16 protein-coding genes, 1 tRNA gene and 1 other RNA gene are annotated in these 18,431 nt (G+C 76.5%); 8 read left to right on the top strand and 10 right to left on the bottom strand.

Translation table 11 applies throughout. From position 1 onward, the window contains the following. Nucleotides 1–4 precede the first annotated feature (4 nt). Both KBB57_RS07670 and yihA read left to right on the top strand, forming a co-directional pair. Complete coding sequence (locus tag KBB57_RS07670) at nt 5–754, top strand: MOSC domain-containing protein (protein ID WP_290748317.1); 750 nt, start codon at nt 5–7, stop codon at nt 752–754. Beyond that, nucleotides 751–1,410 (top strand): ribosome biogenesis GTP-binding protein YihA/YsxC, encoded by a 660-nt coding sequence (yihA, locus tag KBB57_RS07665; protein WP_290748315.1) that lies wholly within the window; start codon nt 751–753, stop codon nt 1,408–1,410. Before KBB57_RS07670 ends, yihA begins: the two co-directional genes overlap by 4 nt. A gap of 93 nt (nt 1,411–1,503) precedes the next feature. On the opposite strand, the gene trxA is transcribed toward yihA, so the two are convergent. The 8 genes from trxA to KBB57_RS07625 all read right to left on the bottom strand — a co-directional run bounded on the left by trxA (nt 1,504) and on the right by KBB57_RS07625 (nt 12,834). Next, a complete protein-coding gene (gene trxA, locus KBB57_RS07660; RefSeq protein WP_290748312.1) occupies nt 1,504–1,824 on the bottom strand; it encodes a thioredoxin in 321 nt (106 codons plus the stop codon). A gap of 35 nt (nt 1,825–1,859) precedes the next feature. Beyond that, nucleotides 1,860–5,183: a double-strand break repair helicase AddA gene (addA, locus tag KBB57_RS07655; protein ID WP_290748310.1), complete on the bottom strand. Its 3,324-nt coding sequence runs from the start codon at nt 5,181–5,183 to the stop codon at nt 1,860–1,862. Then, nucleotides 5,180–5,305, bottom strand: a complete 126-nt coding sequence (locus KBB57_RS07650) for a hypothetical protein (protein ID WP_290748308.1) — start codon at nt 5,303–5,305, stop codon at nt 5,180–5,182. Before KBB57_RS07650 ends, addA begins: the two co-directional genes overlap by 4 nt. Beyond that, entirely contained in the window at nt 5,302–8,418 is a 3,117-nt protein-coding gene (locus KBB57_RS07645) for a PD-(D/E)XK nuclease family protein (protein WP_290748305.1), read from the bottom strand. The genes KBB57_RS07650 and KBB57_RS07645 overlap by 4 nt, the downstream gene beginning before the upstream one ends. A gap of 121 nt (nt 8,419–8,539) precedes the next feature. Further along, a complete protein-coding gene (locus KBB57_RS07640) occupies nt 8,540–9,238 on the bottom strand; it encodes a nucleotidyltransferase family protein (RefSeq protein ID WP_290748303.1) in 699 nt (232 codons plus the stop codon). Between the two features lie 534 nt (nt 9,239–9,772). Further along, the gene (locus KBB57_RS07635; RefSeq protein ID WP_290748301.1) at nt 9,773–10,768 is read right to left on the bottom strand and encodes a phosphotransferase; all 996 of its coding nucleotides are present in this window, start codon (nt 10,766–10,768) and stop codon (nt 9,773–9,775) included. Between the two features lie 295 nt (nt 10,769–11,063). Beyond that, the gene (gene tsaE / locus KBB57_RS07630) at nt 11,064–11,543 is read right to left on the bottom strand and encodes a tRNA (adenosine(37)-N6)-threonylcarbamoyltransferase complex ATPase subunit type 1 TsaE (RefSeq protein WP_290748422.1); all 480 of its coding nucleotides are present in this window, start codon (nt 11,541–11,543) and stop codon (nt 11,064–11,066) included. Nucleotides 11,544–12,141: 598 nt separating this feature from the next. Then, complete coding sequence (locus KBB57_RS07625) at nt 12,142–12,834, bottom strand: metal-dependent hydrolase (RefSeq protein WP_290748299.1); 693 nt, start codon at nt 12,832–12,834, stop codon at nt 12,142–12,144. 55 nt (nt 12,835–12,889) lie between these two features. Between KBB57_RS07625 and KBB57_RS07620 the strand changes: the two genes are divergently transcribed. From KBB57_RS07620 to KBB57_RS07600, 5 genes are all read left to right on the top strand, one after another. After that, nucleotides 12,890–13,561, top strand: a complete 672-nt coding sequence (locus tag KBB57_RS07620; RefSeq protein WP_290748297.1) for a ceramidase domain-containing protein — start codon at nt 12,890–12,892, stop codon at nt 13,559–13,561. A gap of 26 nt (nt 13,562–13,587) precedes the next feature. Then, on the top strand, nt 13,588–13,875 hold the full coding sequence (gatC, locus tag KBB57_RS07615; RefSeq protein ID WP_290748294.1) for an Asp-tRNA(Asn)/Glu-tRNA(Gln) amidotransferase subunit GatC: 288 nt from the start codon (nt 13,588–13,590) through the stop codon (nt 13,873–13,875). Then, the gene (gene gatA, locus KBB57_RS07610; protein ID WP_290748291.1) at nt 13,875–15,362 is read left to right on the top strand and encodes an Asp-tRNA(Asn)/Glu-tRNA(Gln) amidotransferase subunit GatA; all 1,488 of its coding nucleotides are present in this window, start codon (nt 13,875–13,877) and stop codon (nt 15,360–15,362) included. Before gatC ends, gatA begins: the two co-directional genes overlap by 1 nt. 47 nt (nt 15,363–15,409) lie before the next feature. Further along, complete coding sequence (locus tag KBB57_RS07605; RefSeq protein WP_290748288.1) at nt 15,410–16,012, top strand: hypothetical protein; 603 nt, start codon at nt 15,410–15,412, stop codon at nt 16,010–16,012. 91 nt (nt 16,013–16,103) lie between these two features. Beyond that, nucleotides 16,104–16,802, top strand: a complete 699-nt coding sequence (locus tag KBB57_RS07600) for an N-acetylmuramoyl-L-alanine amidase (protein WP_290748285.1) — start codon at nt 16,104–16,106, stop codon at nt 16,800–16,802. Nucleotides 16,803–16,804: 2 nt separating this feature from the next. Here KBB57_RS07600 and KBB57_RS07595 read toward each other — a convergent pair whose 3' ends face one another. Then, a complete protein-coding gene (locus tag KBB57_RS07595; protein ID WP_290748282.1) occupies nt 16,805–17,749 on the bottom strand; it encodes a DMT family transporter in 945 nt (314 codons plus the stop codon). 101 nt (nt 17,750–17,850) lie between these two features. Between KBB57_RS07595 and rnpB the strand changes: the two genes are divergently transcribed. Beyond that, an RNA gene (rnpB, locus tag KBB57_RS07590) (RNase P RNA component class A) lies at nt 17,851–18,229 on the top strand. 52 nt (nt 18,230–18,281) lie between these two features. Here rnpB and KBB57_RS07585 read toward each other — a convergent pair. Beyond that, nucleotides 18,282–18,357 (bottom strand) — tRNA-Ile (locus KBB57_RS07585). Between the last annotated feature and the right edge of the window lie 74 nt (nt 18,358–18,431).

Below are 18,431 nucleotides of genomic sequence, written 5' to 3'. Positions count from 1 at the left end.
GGCCGTGGCCGCCGTCACGGCGCTCTATCGCCACCCGATCAAGGGCTGCGGCTACGAGGCGGTCGCCGCGACCGGGCTCGTCGCCGGCGAGACCATGCCCTGGGACCGGGTCTGGGCGGTGGCGCACGACGCGGCGAAGGTCGCGCCGGGGAGCGCGGACTGGGCGGCCTGCGTGAACTTCAGCCGGGGGGCGCGGACGGCGAGCCTGATGGCGATCCGCGCCGAGACCGACGAGGCGGCGGGGCGGGTCGCGCTGTCGCACCCCGACCGGCCGGGGATCGTCGTCGACCCCGACGATCCCGACGACGCCGCGGCGCTGGTCGCCTGGCTCGCGCCGCTGCACGACCCGCGGCGGGTGCAGCCCGCCTTCGTGGTGCGGGCGGGGCGGGGGATGACCGACAGCGACTTTCCCTCGGTGGCGCTCCTCAACGAGGCGAGCCTCGCGGCGCTCGGCGCGCGGTTCGGGCGGCGGCTGGAGCGCGAGCGGTTCCGCGGCAACGTCTGGCTGGACGGGCTTGAGGCCTTCGGGGAGTTCGACCTGGTCGGGCGCGAGATCCGGGTCGGCGGGGCCGTGCTGGCGGTGCGCGAGCGGATCACCCGCTGCGTGGCGACGACGATCGATCCGGCCACCGGGATCAGCGACGCCGACACGCTGGCGGAATTGCAGGCCGGCTGGGGGCACAAGGATTTCGGGGTCTACGCCGAGGTGGTCGAGGGCGGCCGCGTCGCGGTGGGCGACCCGGCTTTCCTGTGAGGCAGGTCTTCACCCTCGCGCCCGAGCCGGATCCGGAGGCGGCAGAGCGCGGCCGCAAGCTCTTCGCCGGGCCGGTCGAGTTCCTGAAGGGCGTGGTGGCGATGGACGGCCTGCCGCCGGCCGACCGGGTGGAGGTGTGCTTCGCCGGGCGGTCCAATGTGGGGAAGTCGTCGCTGATCAACGCGCTGACGGGGCGGAAGGCGCTGGCGCGCGCCTCGAACACGCCGGGGCGGACGCAGGAGATCAACTATTTCGCGCTGGGCGCGGAGCGCTATCTCGTCGACCTGCCGGGATACGGCTTCGCCGAGGCCCCGAAGGCGGTGGTCGACCGCTGGCAGGCGCTGCTGCGCGCCTATCTCGCCGGGCGGGTCACGCTGCGGCGGGCGTTCGTGCTGGTCGATGCGCGGCACGGGATCAAGGCGGTGGATTCGGAGATCCTCGGCCTGCTCGACCGTTCGGCGGTCAGCTTCCAGGTGGTGCTGACCAAGGCGGACAAGCCGGCCGGCCGCGACCTCGCCCGGGTCTGCGACGAGGTGGCGGCGGCGCTGGCGAAGCACCCGGCGGCCTTCCCGGAGATCGTCGTGACCTCGGCGGAGACGGGGCTCGGCCTTCCGACCTTGCGCGCGCTGGTCGCCGGCCTCGACGCTCCGGCCTGAGCGGCGGGGGCAGCGCCGGGCTCGGGGAGCCGCAAGGGCTCCCGCTCGCCCGCCGCCCGGAGGCCGGCCGGGGCCGGCCTCCGGGGGACCGCTTCAGACGGTCTCCTCGATCCAGCTCTTCAGGTTCGCCTTGGGCGCGGCGCCGGTGCGGTTCGAGACCACCTCGCCGCCCTTGAACATGAAGAGCGCCGGGATGCCGCGGATGCCGAACTGCGCCGGCAGGGCGGGGTTCTCGTCCACGTTCACCTTGGCGATCTTGATGCGGCCGTCGTATTCCACGGCCAGCTCCTCGAGGGCGGGGCCGATCATCTTGCAGGGGCCGCACCACTCCGCCCAGAAATCCACCAGAACCGGCACGTCGGACCCGAGGACGTCGTCCTGGAAGGTCTTGTCCGTGACCTTGATCGTCGCCATTCGAATGGCCTCCTCATGACAGGTTGGCAAGGAACCTATGGAGCCCCTCCGCCCGGGTCAAGGAGGGGCCCCGCGCGCGTCAGCGCCGCCGCGACGAGCCCCGGGGGCAGGGGCATGAGCCGGCGCGGGCGGGTCCAGAGCACCGCCGTCTCCACCCGCCGCCCGGGCCAGACCAGCGCCAGCGCCGCGGCGTAGGCCCCCATCTGCCGCAGGATCGCCTCGGGGGTCGCCTCCGCGGTCGAGGGCGCCACGCGGTTCGACTTGAAGTCCACCGCCAGCACCCGCTCCGGCCCGACCGCCAGCCGGTCGATCCGCCCGAGCATCCGCGCCCCTCCGAGCGCGGCGAGCGGCGCGGTGACGTCGACCTCGGCCAGCACGCCGGGCTCCCACAGGAACGCGAGCGCCGGGTCGAGGAGCAGCGCCGCCGCCTCGGCCAGCACGTCCGGCGCGGCGAGCGGCGCGAGCCGCGCGGCGAGCGCCGGCCACTCCGCCTGCGGCCGCCCGGGCAGCGCCTCCAGCATCCGGTGCAGCGCTGCGCCGCGGGCGAGGGCAGCGGCCTCGTCGAGACCTTCGCCGGGCAGCGCGTGGGCGCCGCCGAGCCCCGAGGGCGAGACCGGCGGCGGCCCGGCGGCGGGGGCCGGCGGCCGCCGCCCGGCCCAGTCGGGCAGCGTCGCCGCCGCGCCGCGGGCCGCGACGGCGTCGGCCGCCCCGGAGCGCCAGCCGGCGGCGAGGGCGAGGACCGGCCCCGCCGGCCCGGGCTCGTCGATGGCGCCGGCGCGGCGCAGCCCGGCCTCGACCAGCCGGTGCCAGCTGTCCGGCCCGTCGGCGCCCGCCCCGGCGACGATCAGCCAGCGCCGCGCCCGGGTCAGCGCCACGTAGAGGAGGCGGTTGTTCTCCTCGGCCGCCGCGGCCTTGCGCCGCGCCTCGGCGGCCGCGATCGCCACGGGGGCCTCGTCCTTGTTGACCCGCCAGCCGGCCAGCCCGTCGCCGAGCGGCAGCACCTGCGGCAGGAGCCCGCCCTCCTGGCGGGCGGCGGTGTCGGGCAGGATGACGATCTCGCTCTCCAGCCCCTTGGCGCCGTGGACGGTCATCACCCGCACCTGGTCGGCCGCCTCGTCGAGCCGCCGCTTCACCGTCACGGCCTCGCGGTCCATGAAGGCGAGGAAGCCGACGAGGCTCGGCGGCTCGACCTGCTCGTAGGCGAGGGCCTGGTCGAGGAGCGCGTCGACGCCGTCCTCGGCCTCGGCGCCCAGCCGGGCGACCAGCAGCCGCCGGCCGTCGTGGCGCACGAGGAGCCGTTGCAGGAGCTCGAAGGGCCGCAGGAAATCCGCCTGCGCCCGCAGGTCGACGAGCGTCGCGCGGATCGCCGGGGCGTCCGGCGCGGCCATGAGCGCCCGCCAGAGCGAGCCTTCCCGCGGCTGCGCCAGCCGGTAGAGCCCCGCCTCCGTCACCCCGCCGAGCGGGCTCCGCAGCAGGGCGGCGAGCGACAGGTCGTCGGCCTCGGTCGCGACCACCCGCAGCGCGGCGAGGAGGTCGCGCACGGCGAGCTCGGCGCCGACGCGCAGCAGGTCCGCCCCGGCGACCGGCACGCCGGCGCGCTTCAGCGCCCGGATCGTCGCGTCGAAGATCGGCCCGCGCCGCTGCACCAGGATGGCGACGTCGCCGGCCGCGATGGCGCGCCCGGTCCCCGGCAGCGCGCGGCGGGCGTCGAGCCAGCCGCGGATGGTCGTGGCGATGCGCCGGGCCAGCGCCTCGACGGGATCGTCTGCCGCGGCGGGGAGGGCGGGGTCGTCCCAGGGTCCCTCGTCGACGCGGTCGGGCTTGGGGGCGAAGGGCCAGAGCTCGACCCGGCCGGGCGCGTCCGCGGCGATCGGCTCGTGGCGCGCCCGGGCGAGGCCGGCGCCGGCCGGCCCGGCGAAGGTCGCGTCGACGACCGCGAGGATCGGCGGGGCCGAGCGGAACGACCAGAGCAGGTCGCACTGCGCCAGCGCCTCGCCCATGTCGTCGAGCATCCGGGCGAAGCGCTCGCGCATCGTGCCGAAGGCGGCCGGGTCGGCGCCCTGGAAGCTGTAGATCGACTGCTTCTCGTCGCCGACGACGAAGAGGGTCCGGCGCGCGTCGCCGCGCGCGCCGAGGCCCGCGAAGAACTCGCCGGAGATCGCCTCGATCACCCGCCACTGCGCCGGGCTGGTGTCCTGCGCCTCGTCGACGAGGATGTGGTCGAGCCCGCCGTCGAGCCGCCACAGCACCCAGGCGGCCACGTCCGCCCGGCCGAGGAGCGCGCCGGCGCGGTCCACGAGGTCGTCGAAGTCGAGGAGCCCGCGCGCCGCCTTGCGCGCGCCGAGCGCGGCGAGCCAGACGCGGGCGAAGCGGTTGAGCGCCACGGATTTCTCGAACCCCGCCCAGGCGAGCCGGCCGACGCGCTCGTCCGCGACCCGCCGGGCGATGGCGTCGGCGTCGGCGAAGAGCGCGGGATGCGCGGCGCGCAGGCCCTTCGTCGGGAACTTCCCCCGCGGCTGGAAGGCCTCGGCTCCGGTCTGGTTGAGGAGGGCGACCTCAAGCAGCTCCTGCCGCGTCGCCGGGTCGGCGGCGTGCAGCGCCTCGGCCAGCGCCTCGGCGACCTTGCGGTCGGCCGGTCCGCTTCCCGCCGCCGCGGCGGCGACGGCGCGCAGGGCGGAGATTTCGGCCTCGTCGAGCGCCAGCGGCGGGACGGGGCGGTCGGGGTCGACGCCGAAGGCGCGGGCGAGGGCCGCAGGGTCGAAGGGGGCGGCGAAGGCGGCGCGGCGCTGGCCGATCTCGGCGAGGAGCGGGTCGAGGTCGTCGCGGCTGAGCCAGGGCGCGAGCGCGGCGAACTCGGGCGCGCCGGCGGCGGCCAGCGCGTCGAGCGTCTCGGCGCGGAGCGCCTTCGCCTGCCGTTCCTCCAGCACCACGAAGCGCGGCGGCACGCCGGCCTCGAGCGGAAAGCGCCGCAGGAGGCCGTCGCAGAAGGCGTGGATCGTCTGGATTTTGAGCCCGCCCGGGGTCTCCAGCGCCCGCGCGAAGAGGGTGCGGGCGTGCTCCAGCCTGTCGGCGGGGAGGCTGTCGCCCGGCTCGCCGACCAGCGTGAGCGCGTCGCGCAGCTCCGCGTCGGGCAGCATCGCCCAGGCGCCGAGCGTGCGGAAGAGTCGCGTCTGCATCTCCGCCGCGGCGGCCTTGGTGTAGGTGAGGCAGAGGATGCGCCCGGGCTCGGCGCCGGCGAGCAGGAGCCGGGCCACCCGGTCGGTCAGCACCCGGGTCTTGCCGGAGCCGGCGTTGGCCGAGACCCAGCTCGACGCCCCCGGCCGCGCCGCCGCGATCTGCGCCCGCGCCGCCTCGGTCATCGGGCGTCCTCGACCGCCGGGCCGGCGCCGCGCGCCCGCGCGACGCGCCGCGCGAGGTCGCAGTCGCCCGGAAAGCCGATCCGACCCGACCACGCCGCCGCGATCCGTGCCGCCCCGGTCATCCGACGTCCTCGACGGCGGGGTCGTCGCCGTCGGCCCATTCGCCGCGGCGCGCGAGGTGGTCGTAGTCGCCGGGAAAGCCGATCAGCCCCGGCCGCAGCCGCGCGACGAAGCCCGAGGCCTCGTCCTGGTGGCGCCCGACCAGCGCGGCGAGCCGCGGCCAGAACGCCTCCGGGTCGGCGGCGATCTCCCGCGCCCGCCGCGACCCGAGCCCGAGCAGCTCCAGATGCGCCGCCGGCCCCGGCGGCAGGTCGGGAAAGCCGCCCGCCGCGGCGATCGCCGCCTCGATGTGGAGCTGGAGGTGATAGGCCGCCTCCGCGCCGCCCGGCAGGCCGCCGGACTTGTAGTCGTAGATCGCGTAGCCGCCGCTGTCGTCGCGGTCGATCCGGTCCGCCTTGGCCACCACCGCACAGGGGAGCGGCGTCCCCTCCAGGGCGCGCGCGCCCCGGATCTCGCGCGCCAGCGGCGCCGCGCGCGCCCGCCGCTCCGCCTCGCCGGCGAGGAACCAGTCCGCCGCCCGGCCGAGCCGCGCCGCCCAGGCCGCCCGCACCGCCGGCCACGGGGCGGCCGCGGCGAGCGCCGCGGCGCAGGCGGCGTCCCAGGCCGGGCGCGGGTCCTCCGGCAGCCCGGCCTCGGTCGCGGCGAGGAAGGCCTCCAGCGCGCCGTGGATCGCCGAGCCGCGCTCCAGCGCGTCCGGGGCGCGCCCGAGCGGGTCGAGCGGCCGCAGCCGCAGCACCCGGCGGGCATAGACGGCGTAGGGGTCGCGCACCAGCTGGTCGAGGTCGGTCACGCTGAGCGAGGCCGGCCGCGCCGCCGCCGGCGGCCGCGGGCAGGGCCGCCCCGCCGGCGCGACCGCCGCCTCGGGCCGGTCGAGGAGCGCCGCCATGGCCACGGCGGCCGCCCCCCGCGCCTTCGCCGCGGCGAGCGCCCCGGCGCCCTCCGGCCCGAGCCCGCCGAGCAGGTTCTCGAGCCGCAGCAGCCAGCGCGAGGGCACCGTCGGCCCCTCGGCGTCGCGCGCCGACCGCGACAGCACCACCCGCCCGGCGGCGGCGGCCTGCTGGAAGTCGTGTGCCGCGAGGCCGACCACCCGCTCGGGGCTCGGCAGCCCCAGCGCCCGGCGCATCGGCCGGCTCAGCCAGGCGTCCGCGCCGGGGAGCCGCGGCCAGACGCCCTCGTTGAGGCCGGCAAGCAGCGTCAGGTCGGCGCTCTGCACCCGCGCCTCCAGCGTGCCCCAGATGGCGACGCCCGGGTGGGTGACGACGGCCTCCTCCGGCACGTCCCGCCCGTTCGCCAGCGTGGCGAGCAGCGCGCGGAAGTCCTCCGCCCCTATCGGCCCGAACCCGCCCGCCGCGGCCGCCAGCCCGTCGAGCATCGCCCGCGCCTCGATCCCCGCCGCCTTGTCCCACAGCGCCTGCGCGCCGCCTCCCGGCTTCGGCGTGCCGTCCGGTCGGGGCGCTGCGGCGCCGTCAGGGCCTGCCGCGCCGTCCCGGAGCGCAGGGGAGCCACCCTCCGGACCCGCTCCCCGGGCGTCGCCCGTCCGGGCCCCCGTTGCGCCGTCAGCCGCCGTCCCGCCGTCGCCCCGGCCTGCCGCGAGGCCGCCCGGACCGGCCGCCAGCGCCTCCGCGGCGGCCCGGAGCCGCGCCGTCCGCTCCGCCAGCGTCGTCCCGCCGCCGTCCTGCGTCACCGGCGCGAGCGCCGCCTCGACCCAGCCGATCCACTCCGCCGCCTCCGGCCCCGCCTCGGCCGCCCAGTCGGCGAGGGCGGCCCAGTCGACGACCGGCGCGCCGCCGCGCAGCGCCTTCAGCTCCAGCCGCGCCGTCAGCCGGCGATGGGTCGCCCGGTCCCCCGCGCCGCTCGCGGTCAGCGGATGCGTCAGCAGCGCCAGCAGCGCCGCCGGGGTCGGCGGCGCCCCCGCCAGCGCCGCGAGCTGGCGCAGCAGCACCCCGGGCGGGGTCAGCGCCAGCGGCCGCCCGGCGCTGTCGTCGGGCCGGAGGCCCCAGCGCCCCAGCTCCGCCCCGACCCGCCGCGCCAGCGCCCGGTCCGGGGTCACCAGCGCCGCGCGCTCCCCCTGCTCCGCCGCGCCGCGCAGCAGCAGCGCCAGCGTCCGCGCCTCGGCCCGCGGGTCCGGCGCCTCGATCCAGTCCACCCCGGCCAGCGCCGCGCCGAGCTCCGGGACCAGCGCCGTCCCCTCTTCCCGCCACTGCCCCGTCACCGGCGCCGGCCGGAGCGCCAGCGCCACCAGCCGGTTCCGCGCCGGCGCGGGCGGCGGCGCGGCGTCCCAGGGCGCTACGTCCCCCGGCGCGAAGCCGAGCGCGTCCGCGAGCCGGCGGAACCCCGCCTGCGGGTGGTCCGCCGCGCCGGCGTCGCCGGCCCCGAGCCGCGCCCAGACCGAGGCCGGCGTCGTCGCGTCGAAGCCCGGCAGCACCAGCGCCCCCTGCGGCAGCCGCGCCACCGCCGCCATGAAGGCCCGCGTCGGTCCCCGCGACCCGGTCGAGCCCGCGACGATCACCGGATGCCGCGGCGGGTCCTCCGCCCAGCGCGCCGCCAGCGCGTCCGCCGCCGCCCGCATCCGCCCCTGCGCCTCCGCCGCCGGGTCGGCCGCGACGTAGTCGTCGAGGATCGCGAGGAACCCGAGGCTCCGCTGCCAGTGCAGCGCATGATCGCCGGCGTCGAGGCCGCGCAGCGCCGCGACCGGCACGCCCTCGCCCTCCATCTCGTCGACGAGATCGGCGAGCCCGTCGGCGAGGTCGAAGGCCGCGCTCGCCGGCGCGAGCCCCGGCTCGGCGGCGAGCAGCGCCCGCACCAGCCGCGCCAGATCGAGCCGCCGCGCCAGCGCCGACGCCGCCCCCGGCAAGCCCGCCGGCGCGCCGGGGTCGTTGGCCAGCTCCGCCACCACCCGGATCCGCGGCAGCAGCCGCGCCGGCCCCCCGGCATAGGCCGCCATCAGCGCCCGCCGCGCCCGCCGGGTGTTCGTCCAGATCTCCACCCGCGCCAGCGCCTCCGGCGGCGCCTCGCCGAGCCGCGCGTCGATCCCGGCCACCAGCGCCCGGCACACATCCGCCCCGGGGGGCAGGCCGAACACCCGCGGCCCGTCGGAGGGGGAAAACAGCCTCATCATCCTGCCGGCCCGTCGGTAGGGGCGGCCCTCGGCGCCCGCCGGGCGCTCGTCCGGATCTCCCCCCGCGCCAGCGCCTCCGGCGGCGCCTGTCCAGGGCGATCACCGGGTCCCCCGGCCCTCATCGCGCCAGCTCCGCCTCGGCGAGCGCGATCCCCTCCGGGCGGCCCACGTCCACCCAGCGGCCGGGCCAGACCAGCCCGTAGAGCCGCCCCTCGGCGAGAAGCGCGTCCCAGACCCGGTTGAGCGAGAACGCCCCCGGCTCGAAATCCTCCAGCGCCGCCGGGTCGATCACCTGCGCCCCCGCATAGACGAAGGGCGCCGTCGCCGCGCCGCCGCGCCGCGCCAGCCGCCCGTCCGGTCCGAGCCGGAAGTCGCCCGCGCCCGCGTGCCCCAGGGCCGCCGCGCGCGGCACGAGCGCCAGCAGCGCCCCCATCCGCGCTCCGTCCCACGCCGCCGCCAGCGCCGCGGCCGGGTTCGGCCCCCGCCAGACCATGTCGGCGTTGAGCGTCAGGACCGGCCCCGGCGCGAGCAGCGGCAAGGCCGCCTTCAGCCCGCCGCCGGTCTCCAGCAGCACCGACTCGAACGACACCGCCGCCTCGGGCGCGACCTCCGCCAGATGCGCCTCCACCTGCCCGGCATGGGCATGGGCGTTGACCACGATCCGCCCGATCCCGGCCCCGCGCAGGATCGCGAGCGCATGGTCGAGCAGCGTCGCCTCGCCGACCCGGATCAGCGGCTTCGGCCGGTCGCGGGTCAGCGCCCCCATCCGGGTCCCGAGCCCGGCGGCGAAGATCATCGCGGAAGCCGGTCCCGCCATCACCGCCCCCCCGCGGGCGTCGCCGCGACGATGGCCGCCACCCGGGCGAGGTCCGGAAGCCGCAGGTCCTGCATCATACGGGAATCGCCTGATACGTTCCCGCGCTTTTCAGCCGGATCGACGCGACACGCTGGCAGATGTCTCCGCGCGATTTGGCGAGTGACAAATCGCGCCGCGCCTGCCCGCCCGGGGCAGGCGCGATTCCGCGCCAGCCGGGAGGCGCGCCGCGATTGCGCGCGACGGGGAAATCGGCGCCCCTCTCGGGCCTCGCTTCGGCGAGGCCCGACGGACCGCGCGGGTCTCCACTGGAGACCCGGCAAGATGCGGTCCGGGGAGATATCGTCGAGATTGCGGAGAAGGGATCAACCGAAGGGCGGATCAGATGCCCCCTCGCCCACGGCAGGCGCCGCGGACACCCCCGCTTGCCGTCCCGCTCCGCCCGCCGCACCGGGAGCCCGACGACCCGTCGGCCGCGCGCTCCCGCCCGGGCGCCGGGCCCCGCGGCGAGGATCATCGCGGAAGCAGGCCCCGCCATCACGCAATCCCCGCCGGGGGCGGCACATGCGCCGCGACAAACCCCGCCACCCCGGCGAGGTCCGGGTGCCCCAGGTCCCGCATCAGATGCAACCACACCCGCGGCAGGTGGCGCAGATACCCCCGCTTGCCGTCCCGCTCCGCCAGCCGCACGAAGAGCCCGAGGATCTTCAGGTTCCGCTGCGCCCCGAGCGCCGCGGCGCTCCGCGCGAAGCCCTCCGCCTTCCGCCGCGTCCGCGCCAGATAGCGCGCCGTCATCGCCGCGGCGAGCCCGGGCGGGACGTCCCGCCGCGCGTCGCCGAGCAGCGACACGAGGTCGTAGGCCGGCGCGCCGACCAGCAGGTCCTGATAGTCGAGCAGCCCCACCCGCGCGTGCCCGACGCGCTCCGGCAACCAGAGCAGGTTCTCGGCATGGTAGTCGCGCAGCACCGCCGTCGGCGGCTCCGCCAGGGCGATCGCCACGATCGTCTCCACCGCCGCGTCGTACTCCGCCGCCAGGTCGGGCGGGACCGCCCGCCCGGTCGCGGCCGGCAGATACCATTCAGGGACGAGCCGCATCTCGCGCATCAGCACCGCCCGGTCGTAGGGCGGCGGGGCCCAGTCGGCGGTCGCCGCGGGCAGGGGCGCGGCCTGCAGGTCGGCGAGCAGGTCCACCGCGGCGGCATAGAGCCCTTCCTCCCGCCCCGGCCGGGCGGCGAGCCGCAGGAAGAGGTCGTCGCCGAGGTCCTCGAGCAGCACGAGCCCCGCCGCCCGGTCGGCCGCCCACACCTCCGGGGCGCTCAGCCCGAGCCCGCGCAGCCAGTCGGTCACCGCGAGGAACGGCGCGACGACGAGCCCGCTCTCCGGCGGCACGTCCATCAGCATCGCCCGGTCCGCCCCCCGCGCCAGCCGCACATAGGACCGCGCCGAGGCGTCCCCGGCGAGCGGCGTCCGCGCCGCCCCGGTCCACCCGGCCGCCGCGAGGAACCCGTCGATCGCCTCCGCGCGCCCGCTCATCGGGCGCCCCCCGCCTCTGCAGGCGTCGCGCCGGGGGATGCGAAGCTTCCGCTTCCGGCGGCCCGCCGCGACGGCCCGCGTCGCTCGCCAGCGACTGGCCTGCATGAGACCCGCCGCGCGGCGTCCGGCCGGTCCCGGCCGCGCCCCTCCGCCGCGCCGGGGCCGAGCCCGAAGCCGGGCGGAAGCGGCGGCCCCATGCCGGGCCGCGCCGGGGCGCGCCCGCCGCGCGGCGCCGCCGCCCGTCCGGCCGCCGCAAGGAAGGTCGCCGCCCCCCGCCCGCTCATGCGCCGCCCGCTCATGCGCCGCCCGCCCGGGCTTCCGCCAGCGCCGCGTCCAGCCAGTCCCAGCCGCCGCCCCGCGGCGCGATCCGGGCGATCCGCGCGTCCGCCGCCGCGCCGAAGTCGAGCCCGACGTCGAGCCGCCGGGCCGGCAGGCCGGCGCCGAGGCGGTCGGGCCATTCGACGAGGCAGATCGCCGCCGCGAAGGCCTCCTCGAGCCCGAGCTCCGCCGCCTCGTCGGCCGAGCCGAGCCGGTAGAGGTCGACGTGCCAGAGCTCCTCGCCCCCGAGGTCGTAGGTCTGCGCCAGCGTGTAGCTCGGCGAGGGGATGTCCTCCCGCCGCCCCAGCGCGGCGAGCCGGTCGGCGATCAGGCTGCGGGCGAAGTGGCTCTTGCCCGCCCCGAGCCCCCCCGACAGCGCCACCACGTCCCCGGCCCGCAGCCGCGCGCCCACGGCGCGCGCCAGCCGCGCGGTCGCCTCGGCGTCGGGAAGCAGCATCTCGGCGGTCACGGGGGGCCTCGGCTCTGACGGGGCCTCCCTTCTACCGTCGCCCCCGGAGCGCGCAAGCGCCGGCGCGTCGTCCTCACCCGTCCCGCCCCGGCGGGCCCCGCTTTCCGGACGGACCCGGGCGCCGCCGACGACCCGTCCGGTCGGACGAGCGCGGCCCGCCAGAGGCAGCCCCGAAGGCCTGTGGATAAACCTACGGATAACTAAATATCAGAGTGAGATCAGATATTTGACCTGCATCGCACTGTGCGACACACACCTGCACGACACGGACCCGTCGCCGCCCTATGCCGGGCCGGGCCCGACCGAAGCGGGCTTTGCCCGCGAGGCCACGGCGCGACAAGCGAAAGCAAGGCTTTCGCCGCGCCGACGACCGGAGCGCGTTGGCGCGGAGGTCGTCAGGGGTGAAGATTTCTGCGGGAGCGCGCAATCCGTCCGTGAGCGCCCCGGCGAGCGCGGAATCGCGCTCGCCCCCCGAGGGGCGATCGCGGACGGATTTGCCACGGGTCAAATCCGTCTGGCGGCGCCGTCGCGACCTGGTTCCGGCCGGGCTTCGGCTCCACTGTCGTGTGGTGTGCGCGGGCCGGGCTCAGAGGTCGATCGGGACCATCACCTCGGGCTCGATCACGTCGACCCCCGGCAGGCCCTCGCGCAGCTTCTCCGCCGACTGCTCCAGCAGCGGAAAGGTCTTGTAGTGGCAGGGGATCACCGTGCGGAAGTTGAAGAACGTCCGCGCCGCATAGGCCGCCCGGGCCATGTCCATGGTGAAGTGGCCGCCGGCGCAGAGGATGCCGATCTCCGGGTGGTGCAGCGCCTCGAAGACGCCCATGTCGGCCATCACGTCGGTGTCGCCGGAGAAATAGACCGTCCGGCCCTCGCCCGCGATCATGAACCCCGACTCCGACCCGCCATAGACCGGCCCCTCCGAGCCGCCCCAGGACGAGGAATGCGTGGCGTTCACCATCGTCACCTTCACGCCCCCCAGCGCCACCGTGCCGCCCCGGTTGAAGCCGATGGCCTTCACCCCGTGCTTCTTCTCCCAGTGGCTCGTCAGGTCGAAGATGCCGACGATCGGGATGCCGAGCTCGACTGCTATCTGCGGCACCTCGCTCGCATGGTCGAAATGCCCGTGGCTGATCAGGATATGCGTCGCGCCGGCGATCGCCTCGGCCTTGCGGGCGCTGTCGAAGGCCGGGTTCCCCTCCAGCCACGGGTCGAGCAGCAGCACCTGGTCCGCGATCTCCATCCGGAACCCCGAATGCCCGAGCCATGTCAGCTTCATTCCGCACCCCTCCCGATCATGCTATCCCGGCCCCCGACGGCCCCGGGGAGGAGTGATGGACTGGTTTGCCCCCCTCGACAACTACTGCGAGCGCACCGACCCGTCCTACTGGTCCGAGCCGCTCAACGCCGTCTCGAACGCCGCCTTCCTCCTCGCCGCCCTCGCCTGCTGGCGGATGCTCGGCGAACGCCGCGACCCGGGCGCCCGGCTGCTCGTCGCGATCCTCGCCGCCATCGGCGTCGGCTCGTTCCTGTTCCACACCCATGCCGAGCGCTGGGCGCTCGCGGCGGACGTCATCCCGATCCAGGTCTTCATCCTCGTCTATCTCCACCTCGCCACCACCCGCTTCTTCCGCCTGCCGGGGTGGGCCGGCCTCGCCGCCGTCGCGGCCTTCGTCCCGGCCGACATCCTCGGCGCCCGCGCCATCGCGGCGGTGACCGGCCCGCTCAACGGCTCGGTCTCCTACCTGCCCGTGCCGATCCTGATCGCCGGCTTCGCCCTCGCGCTCCGCGGGCGCGCCCCCGCCACGGCGCGCGGCCTCGCCATCGGCGCCGGCCTCCTCGCCGCCTCGCTGGCCTTCCGCACCATCGACGCCGCCGTCTGCCCGGCGCTGCCCATCGGCACGCATTTCCTCTGGCACCTCCTCAACGGCGCGATGCTCGGCTGGATGATCGCCGTCCTCGTCCGCCACGACCGCGACCTTGCGAAGCCCGCCCCGCGCGGCTAAACGGCGCCATCGTCCCGAGGACCGCCATGTCGATCGACAAGGAAACCGCGCGCCGCGTGGCCCATCTCGCCCGGATCGAGGTCAGCGACGCCGACCTCGACCGCGTCGCCGCCGAGCTTTCCGGCATCCTCGGCTTCATGGAGCAGCTCCGCGAGGTCGACGTCGAGGGCGTCGAGCCGATGACCTCGGTCACCCCCATGGCGCTGCCGCTCCGCGAGGACCGCGTCACCGCCGGCTCCGAGCCGGAGCGCATCCTCGCCAACGCCCCCGACCCGCGCCGGGGCTTCTTCGCCGTGCCGAAGGTGGTGGAATAGTGGGCGAGCTCTCGCGTCTGACCCTGGCCGAGGCGCGCGACCGCCTGCGCGCCGGCGACTTCACCGCCGCCGAGCTGACCGAGGACTGCCTCGCCAGCGCCGAGGCCGCCGCCGCGCTCAACGCCTTCACGCCGCTCACCCCCGACCTCGCCCGCGCGCAGGCCGCCGCCGCCGACGCCCGCCTCGCGCTGGGCGACGCGCCGGACCTCTGCGGCGTGCCGCTCGGGATCAAGGACCTCTTCTGCGTCGAGGGCGCGCCGGCGCAGGCCGCCTCGCGCATCCTCGAAGGCTTCCGCCCGCCCTACGAGAGCACCGTCACCGCGCGCCTGCGCGCGCGCGGCGCGGTCACCCTCGGCAAGCTCAACATGGACGAGTTCGCCATGGGCTCGTCGACCGAGAGCTCCGCCTTCGGCCCGGCGATCAGCCCCTGGCGCCGGCGGGGCGACGACACGCCGCTCACTCCCGGCGGCTCCTCCGGCGGCTCGGCCGCGGCGGTCGCCGCCGACCTCTGCCTCGGCGCGACCGGCACCGACACCGGCGGCTCGATCCGCCAGCCGGCGGCCTTCGCCGGCATCGTCGGGGTCAAGCCCACCTACGGCCGCTGCTCGCGCTGGGGCATCGTCGCCTTCGCCTCCTCGCTCGACCAGGCCGGGCCGATGGCGAAGTCGGTCACCGACGCCGCCATCCTGCTCTCCGCCATGGCCGGCCACGACCCGAAGGACTCGACCTCGGCCAACCGCCCCGACGAGGACTTCGCCTCCGGCCTCAAGGGCGACCTCCGCGGCAGGCGCATCGGCGTGCCGAAGGAATACCGCGTCGAGGGGATGCCCGCCGAGATCGAGGCGCTCTGGGGCAAGGGCGCCGAGATGCTCCGCGACGCCGGGGCCGAGATCGTCGAGATCTCGCTCCCCCACACGAAATACGCGCTCCCCGCCTATTACGTGATCGCCCCGGCCGAGGCCTCGTCCAACCTCGCCCGCTACGACGGCGTACGCTACGGCCGCCGCGCCCGCATCGGCGCGCAGGAGGGCGTGACCGAGCTCTACGAGCGCACCCGCGCCGAGGGCTTCGGCCGCGAGGTGCAGCGCCGGATCATGATCGGGACCTACGTCCTCTCGGCCGGCTTCTACGACGCCTACTACCTGCGCGCGCAGAAGGTCCGCACGCTGATCCGCCGCGACTTCGAGACCGCCTTCGCCGCCGGCGTCGACGCCATCCTGACGCCGGCCACCCCCTCGGCGGCCTTCGGCATCGGCGACATGGCCGACGCCGACCCGGTGCAGATGTATCTCAACGACGTGTTCACGGTGACGGTGAACCTCGCCGGCCTACCCGGCGTCGCGGTCCCCGCCGGCCTCGACGCGGCCGGCCTGCCGCTCGGCCTGCAGCTGATCGGCCGGCCCTGGGACGAGAAGGGGATGCTCGACGCGGCCTTCGCGATCGAGCGCGCTTGCGGATTCGCGGCGAAACCCGGACAATGGTGGTGACGAGTGGCGGGAACGACCCGGTCGGACCCCAGAGAGGTGTGCGCGCAATGCGTCTGAATGCGATCCTGCTGTTCGGCGGCCTCGCCGGGGGCCTCGCCGCCTGCACGAGCGGCGACATCACGGTGCCGACCGATCCGGTCATCACCCAGGTCCCGACGACCAGCGCCTCCTCCTCCGGCGGGGGCGGCGACTTCACCTCGACGATCGAGACGGCGCTGGCCGATCCGGCGACGCCGGGCGCGGCGCCGCTGCCCGAGCACGGCACGCCCCTCGACGACGACAACCTGAACCTGACGCTCTACACGATCGAGCAGCAGAAGATCGACGCCCGCATCGCCGAGCGCGAGCTGGCCGAGGCGCGCTCGCAGCTGGTGGTGGTCCAGCCGACGCAGAGCTCGGTCCCCCATGCGGATTCCAGCGTCAACGTCACGCTCTACGCCCAGCAGTCGACCAACCAGGTCGGGCAGCGGATGTATCAGCGCCGGCCAGGCATCGGCGGCGGCTGCGGCGGCTACCCGAGCGCCGATGCGGCGCAGCGCGCCTTCCTCGCCGCCGGCGGCCCGAACGCCGACCCGCGCGGCCTCGACCCCGACGGCGACGGCTTCGCCTGCTCGTTCGACCCCGAGCCCTATCGCCAGCTGAAGCTCTGACGGCCTCGCGGGGCGGGCGAGATCCCTTGCCCCGGCGGTGGTTGCGCCTCCTGTCCCGCCGAGGCCGGTCCCTCCGGCGGGACCGCCGCGCGTGACCCCCATCGAGGCCCCCAGCCCGAACTTCGGCCCGCGCCGCGGCGGGGCGGTCCCCGACCTCGTCGTCCTCCACCACACGGCGATGGCCACCGCCGAGGCCGCGCTCGACCGCCTGCGCGACCCGGCGGCGGAGGTCTCCGCCCACTGGCTGGTCGCCGAGGACGGCCGCACCTGGCGGCTGGTCGACGAGGAGATGCGTGCCTGGCACGCCGGCGCCGGCGCCTGGGGGGCGGTGACCGACGTCAACTCCCGCTCGATCGGCATCGAGCTCGCCAATCCCGGCCCGCTCGCCGGCTTCCCGCCGTTCCCCGAGCCGCAGATGGCGGCGCTGGAGCGGCTCCTCGCCGGCATCCTCGCGCGCTGGCGCATTCCGCCCGCCGGCGTGATCGCTCATTCCGACATGGCCCCGGGCCGCAAGGCCGACCCCGGGCCGAAGTTCGACTGGCGCCGGCTCGCGCGGGCCGGCCTCGCCGTCTGGCCGGCCGCCGCGCCGCCCTCGCCCGCCGACCCGGCCGCCTTCCGCGCCGCCGCGACGGCCGCCGGCTACCACGCGCCCGGCGGCGACTGGGAGATCGCCCTCGCCGCCTTCCGCCTGCGCTTCCGGCCCTGGGCCTCCGGGCCCCTCGCGGCAGAGGACGTCTCGACCCTCCGCGGTCTTGTGGATAAGCCTATGGATAACTTGAAAGATAAATGAAATCAGTCCGTTGACCTGCGTCGTACTGTGGGACGTTTCAGGGCTCGCCACAGCCTCCCGTCGATCGCCGACAGCCCCAGCGCGATCAGCGCCATGCCGCCGACCTCCTGCAGGGTCAGCCGCTCGCCGAGCGCGACGACGCCGAGCAGGATGGCGCTGACGGGCACCAGCAGGGTCACCAGCGCCGCGTTGGTCGCCCCGGCCGAGGCGAGCAGCCGGAAATAGATCAGGTAGGCGAGCGCCGTCGACAGCGCGGCCAGCCCGAGGATCGCCCCCAGGGCCGCCGGCCCCGGATAGCCGAGCCGCCACGGCGCATCGACCGCCGCGGCGAGCGGGACGAGGACGAGGCTCGCCATCATCAGCTGCCCCGTCGCCGCGGCGAGCGGCGTCACCCCGAGCGTGCGGAACCGCCGCCCGTAGATCGCCGCGAGCGCATAGGACGTCGCCGCCGCCAGCCCCGCCAGCTGCGCCGGCAGCGCGCCCCCGAGCCCGGACAGCGCCGCCGGCCCCATCAGCACGGCGACCCCCGCGAGCCCGACCAGCGCCCCGGCGATCCGCCCCCCGGTCAGCCGCTCGTCCCGGGTCAGCCAGTGGGCGAGGACCACGGTGAAGAGGGGCGTGGTCGCGTTCAGCACCGCCGCGACCCCGGAGGCGAGGAACTGCTGGCTCCACACGATCAGGCTGAAGGGGATGACGTTGCTCAGCATCGCCATGACGAGGCAGGCGCTCCACGCCGTCCGCCCCCGGGGCAGCGCCGCCCCCGTCGCCCCCGCCACGACGAGCAGGATCGCCGCCGCGATGCTCACCCGCGCCGCCACGATCGTCAGCACCGGCAGCGCGCCGACCGCGACGGCGTTGAAGAAGAACGACCCGCCCCAGAGCACCGAGAGCGCGACGAGCGCCCCCCAGTCCTTCCCGCTCATCGGCCCGATCGCGGCAGGCGGCATGCGTGGTCTCCCCCCGGTCCGGCCGCGACCATGCCCCGCCCCGCCGTCCGCCGCGAGCCGTTTCTTGCGTTGGAAGCCGGCATGGCCTAAGTCAGCCCGGCGCGGATGGCCGGACGGCCGCGGGGGCCGCAAGGCCCGCGAGGAAAGTCCGGACTCCAGGGAGAGATGGCGGCGGGTAACGCCCGCCCGGGGAGACCCGAGGGAAAGCGCCACAGAGATCAGACCGCCGCCCTCCGGGGCGGCAAGGGTGAAACGGTGGGGTAAGAGCCCACCGCGCCGGCGGCGACGCCGGCGGCACGGCAAGCCCCGCCAGGAGCAAGGCCGAATAGGGATCGCGCGGACCTCCGGGTCCAGGTTTCTCCCGCCCATGCGATCCGGGTAGGCTGCTCGAGCCCGTCCGCAAGGCCGGGCCTAGAGGAATGGTCGTCGCCGCCCCGCGAGGGGCGGGCACAGAATCCGGCTTACAGGCCATCCGCGCGCCTCTCTCCGGGCGAAGACCGCCCGGAACCGGGATCGGAGGCAGGGAAGGACGTGGTAGGCCCGGCAGGATTCGAACCTGCAGCCAAAGCGTTATGAGCGCTCTGCTCTAACCGTTGAGCTACAGGCCCACGCCCGCCCGAGGTATTCCCCGGCGCCCCCGCGGTCAAGCGCAGCCCGGCCAAGCCCTGCCGACGTTGGGCGG

The sequence above is a fragment of the Amaricoccus sp. genome, assembly GCF_017993425.1.
In the GTDB taxonomy this organism is placed as follows: Bacteria; Pseudomonadota; Alphaproteobacteria; order Rhodobacterales; family Rhodobacteraceae; genus Amaricoccus.
The sequence above is the reverse complement of the archived record's forward strand: the minus strand, read 5'-3'. Positions and strand labels throughout refer to the sequence as shown.

Excerpts from the sequence above, each read along its gene's own strand:
- trxA (WP_290748312.1), bottom strand. The coding sequence starts at position 1,824 with ATGGCGACGATCAAGGTCACGGACAAGACCTTCCAGGACGACGTCCTC.
- addA (WP_290748310.1), bottom strand. The coding sequence starts at position 5,183 with ATGACCGAGGCGGCGCGGGCGCAGATCGCGGCGGCGCGGCCGGGGGCG.
- KBB57_RS07650 (WP_290748308.1), bottom strand. The coding sequence starts at position 5,305 with ATGACCGGGGCGGCACGGATCGCGGCGGCGTGGTCGGGTCGGATCGGC.
- KBB57_RS07645 (WP_290748305.1), bottom strand. The coding sequence starts at position 8,418 with ATGAGGCTGTTTTCCCCCTCCGACGGGCCGCGGGTGTTCGGCCTGCCC.
- KBB57_RS07640 (WP_290748303.1), bottom strand. The coding sequence starts at position 9,238 with ATGGCGGGACCGGCTTCCGCGATGATCTTCGCCGCCGGGCTCGGGACC.
- KBB57_RS07635 (WP_290748301.1), bottom strand. The coding sequence starts at position 10,768 with ATGAGCGGGCGCGCGGAGGCGATCGACGGGTTCCTCGCGGCGGCCGGG.
- tsaE (WP_290748422.1), bottom strand. The coding sequence starts at position 11,543 with ATGCTGCTTCCCGACGCCGAGGCGACCGCGCGGCTGGCGCGCGCCGTG.
- KBB57_RS07625 (WP_290748299.1), bottom strand. The coding sequence starts at position 12,834 with ATGAAGCTGACATGGCTCGGGCATTCGGGGTTCCGGATGGAGATCGCG.
- KBB57_RS07620 (WP_290748297.1), top strand. The coding sequence starts at position 12,890 with ATGGACTGGTTTGCCCCCCTCGACAACTACTGCGAGCGCACCGACCCG.
- gatC (WP_290748294.1), top strand. The coding sequence starts at position 13,588 with ATGTCGATCGACAAGGAAACCGCGCGCCGCGTGGCCCATCTCGCCCGG.
- KBB57_RS07605 (WP_290748288.1), top strand. The coding sequence starts at position 15,410 with ATGCGTCTGAATGCGATCCTGCTGTTCGGCGGCCTCGCCGGGGGCCTC.
- KBB57_RS07595 (WP_290748282.1), bottom strand. The coding sequence starts at position 17,749 with ATGCCGCCTGCCGCGATCGGGCCGATGAGCGGGAAGGACTGGGGGGCG.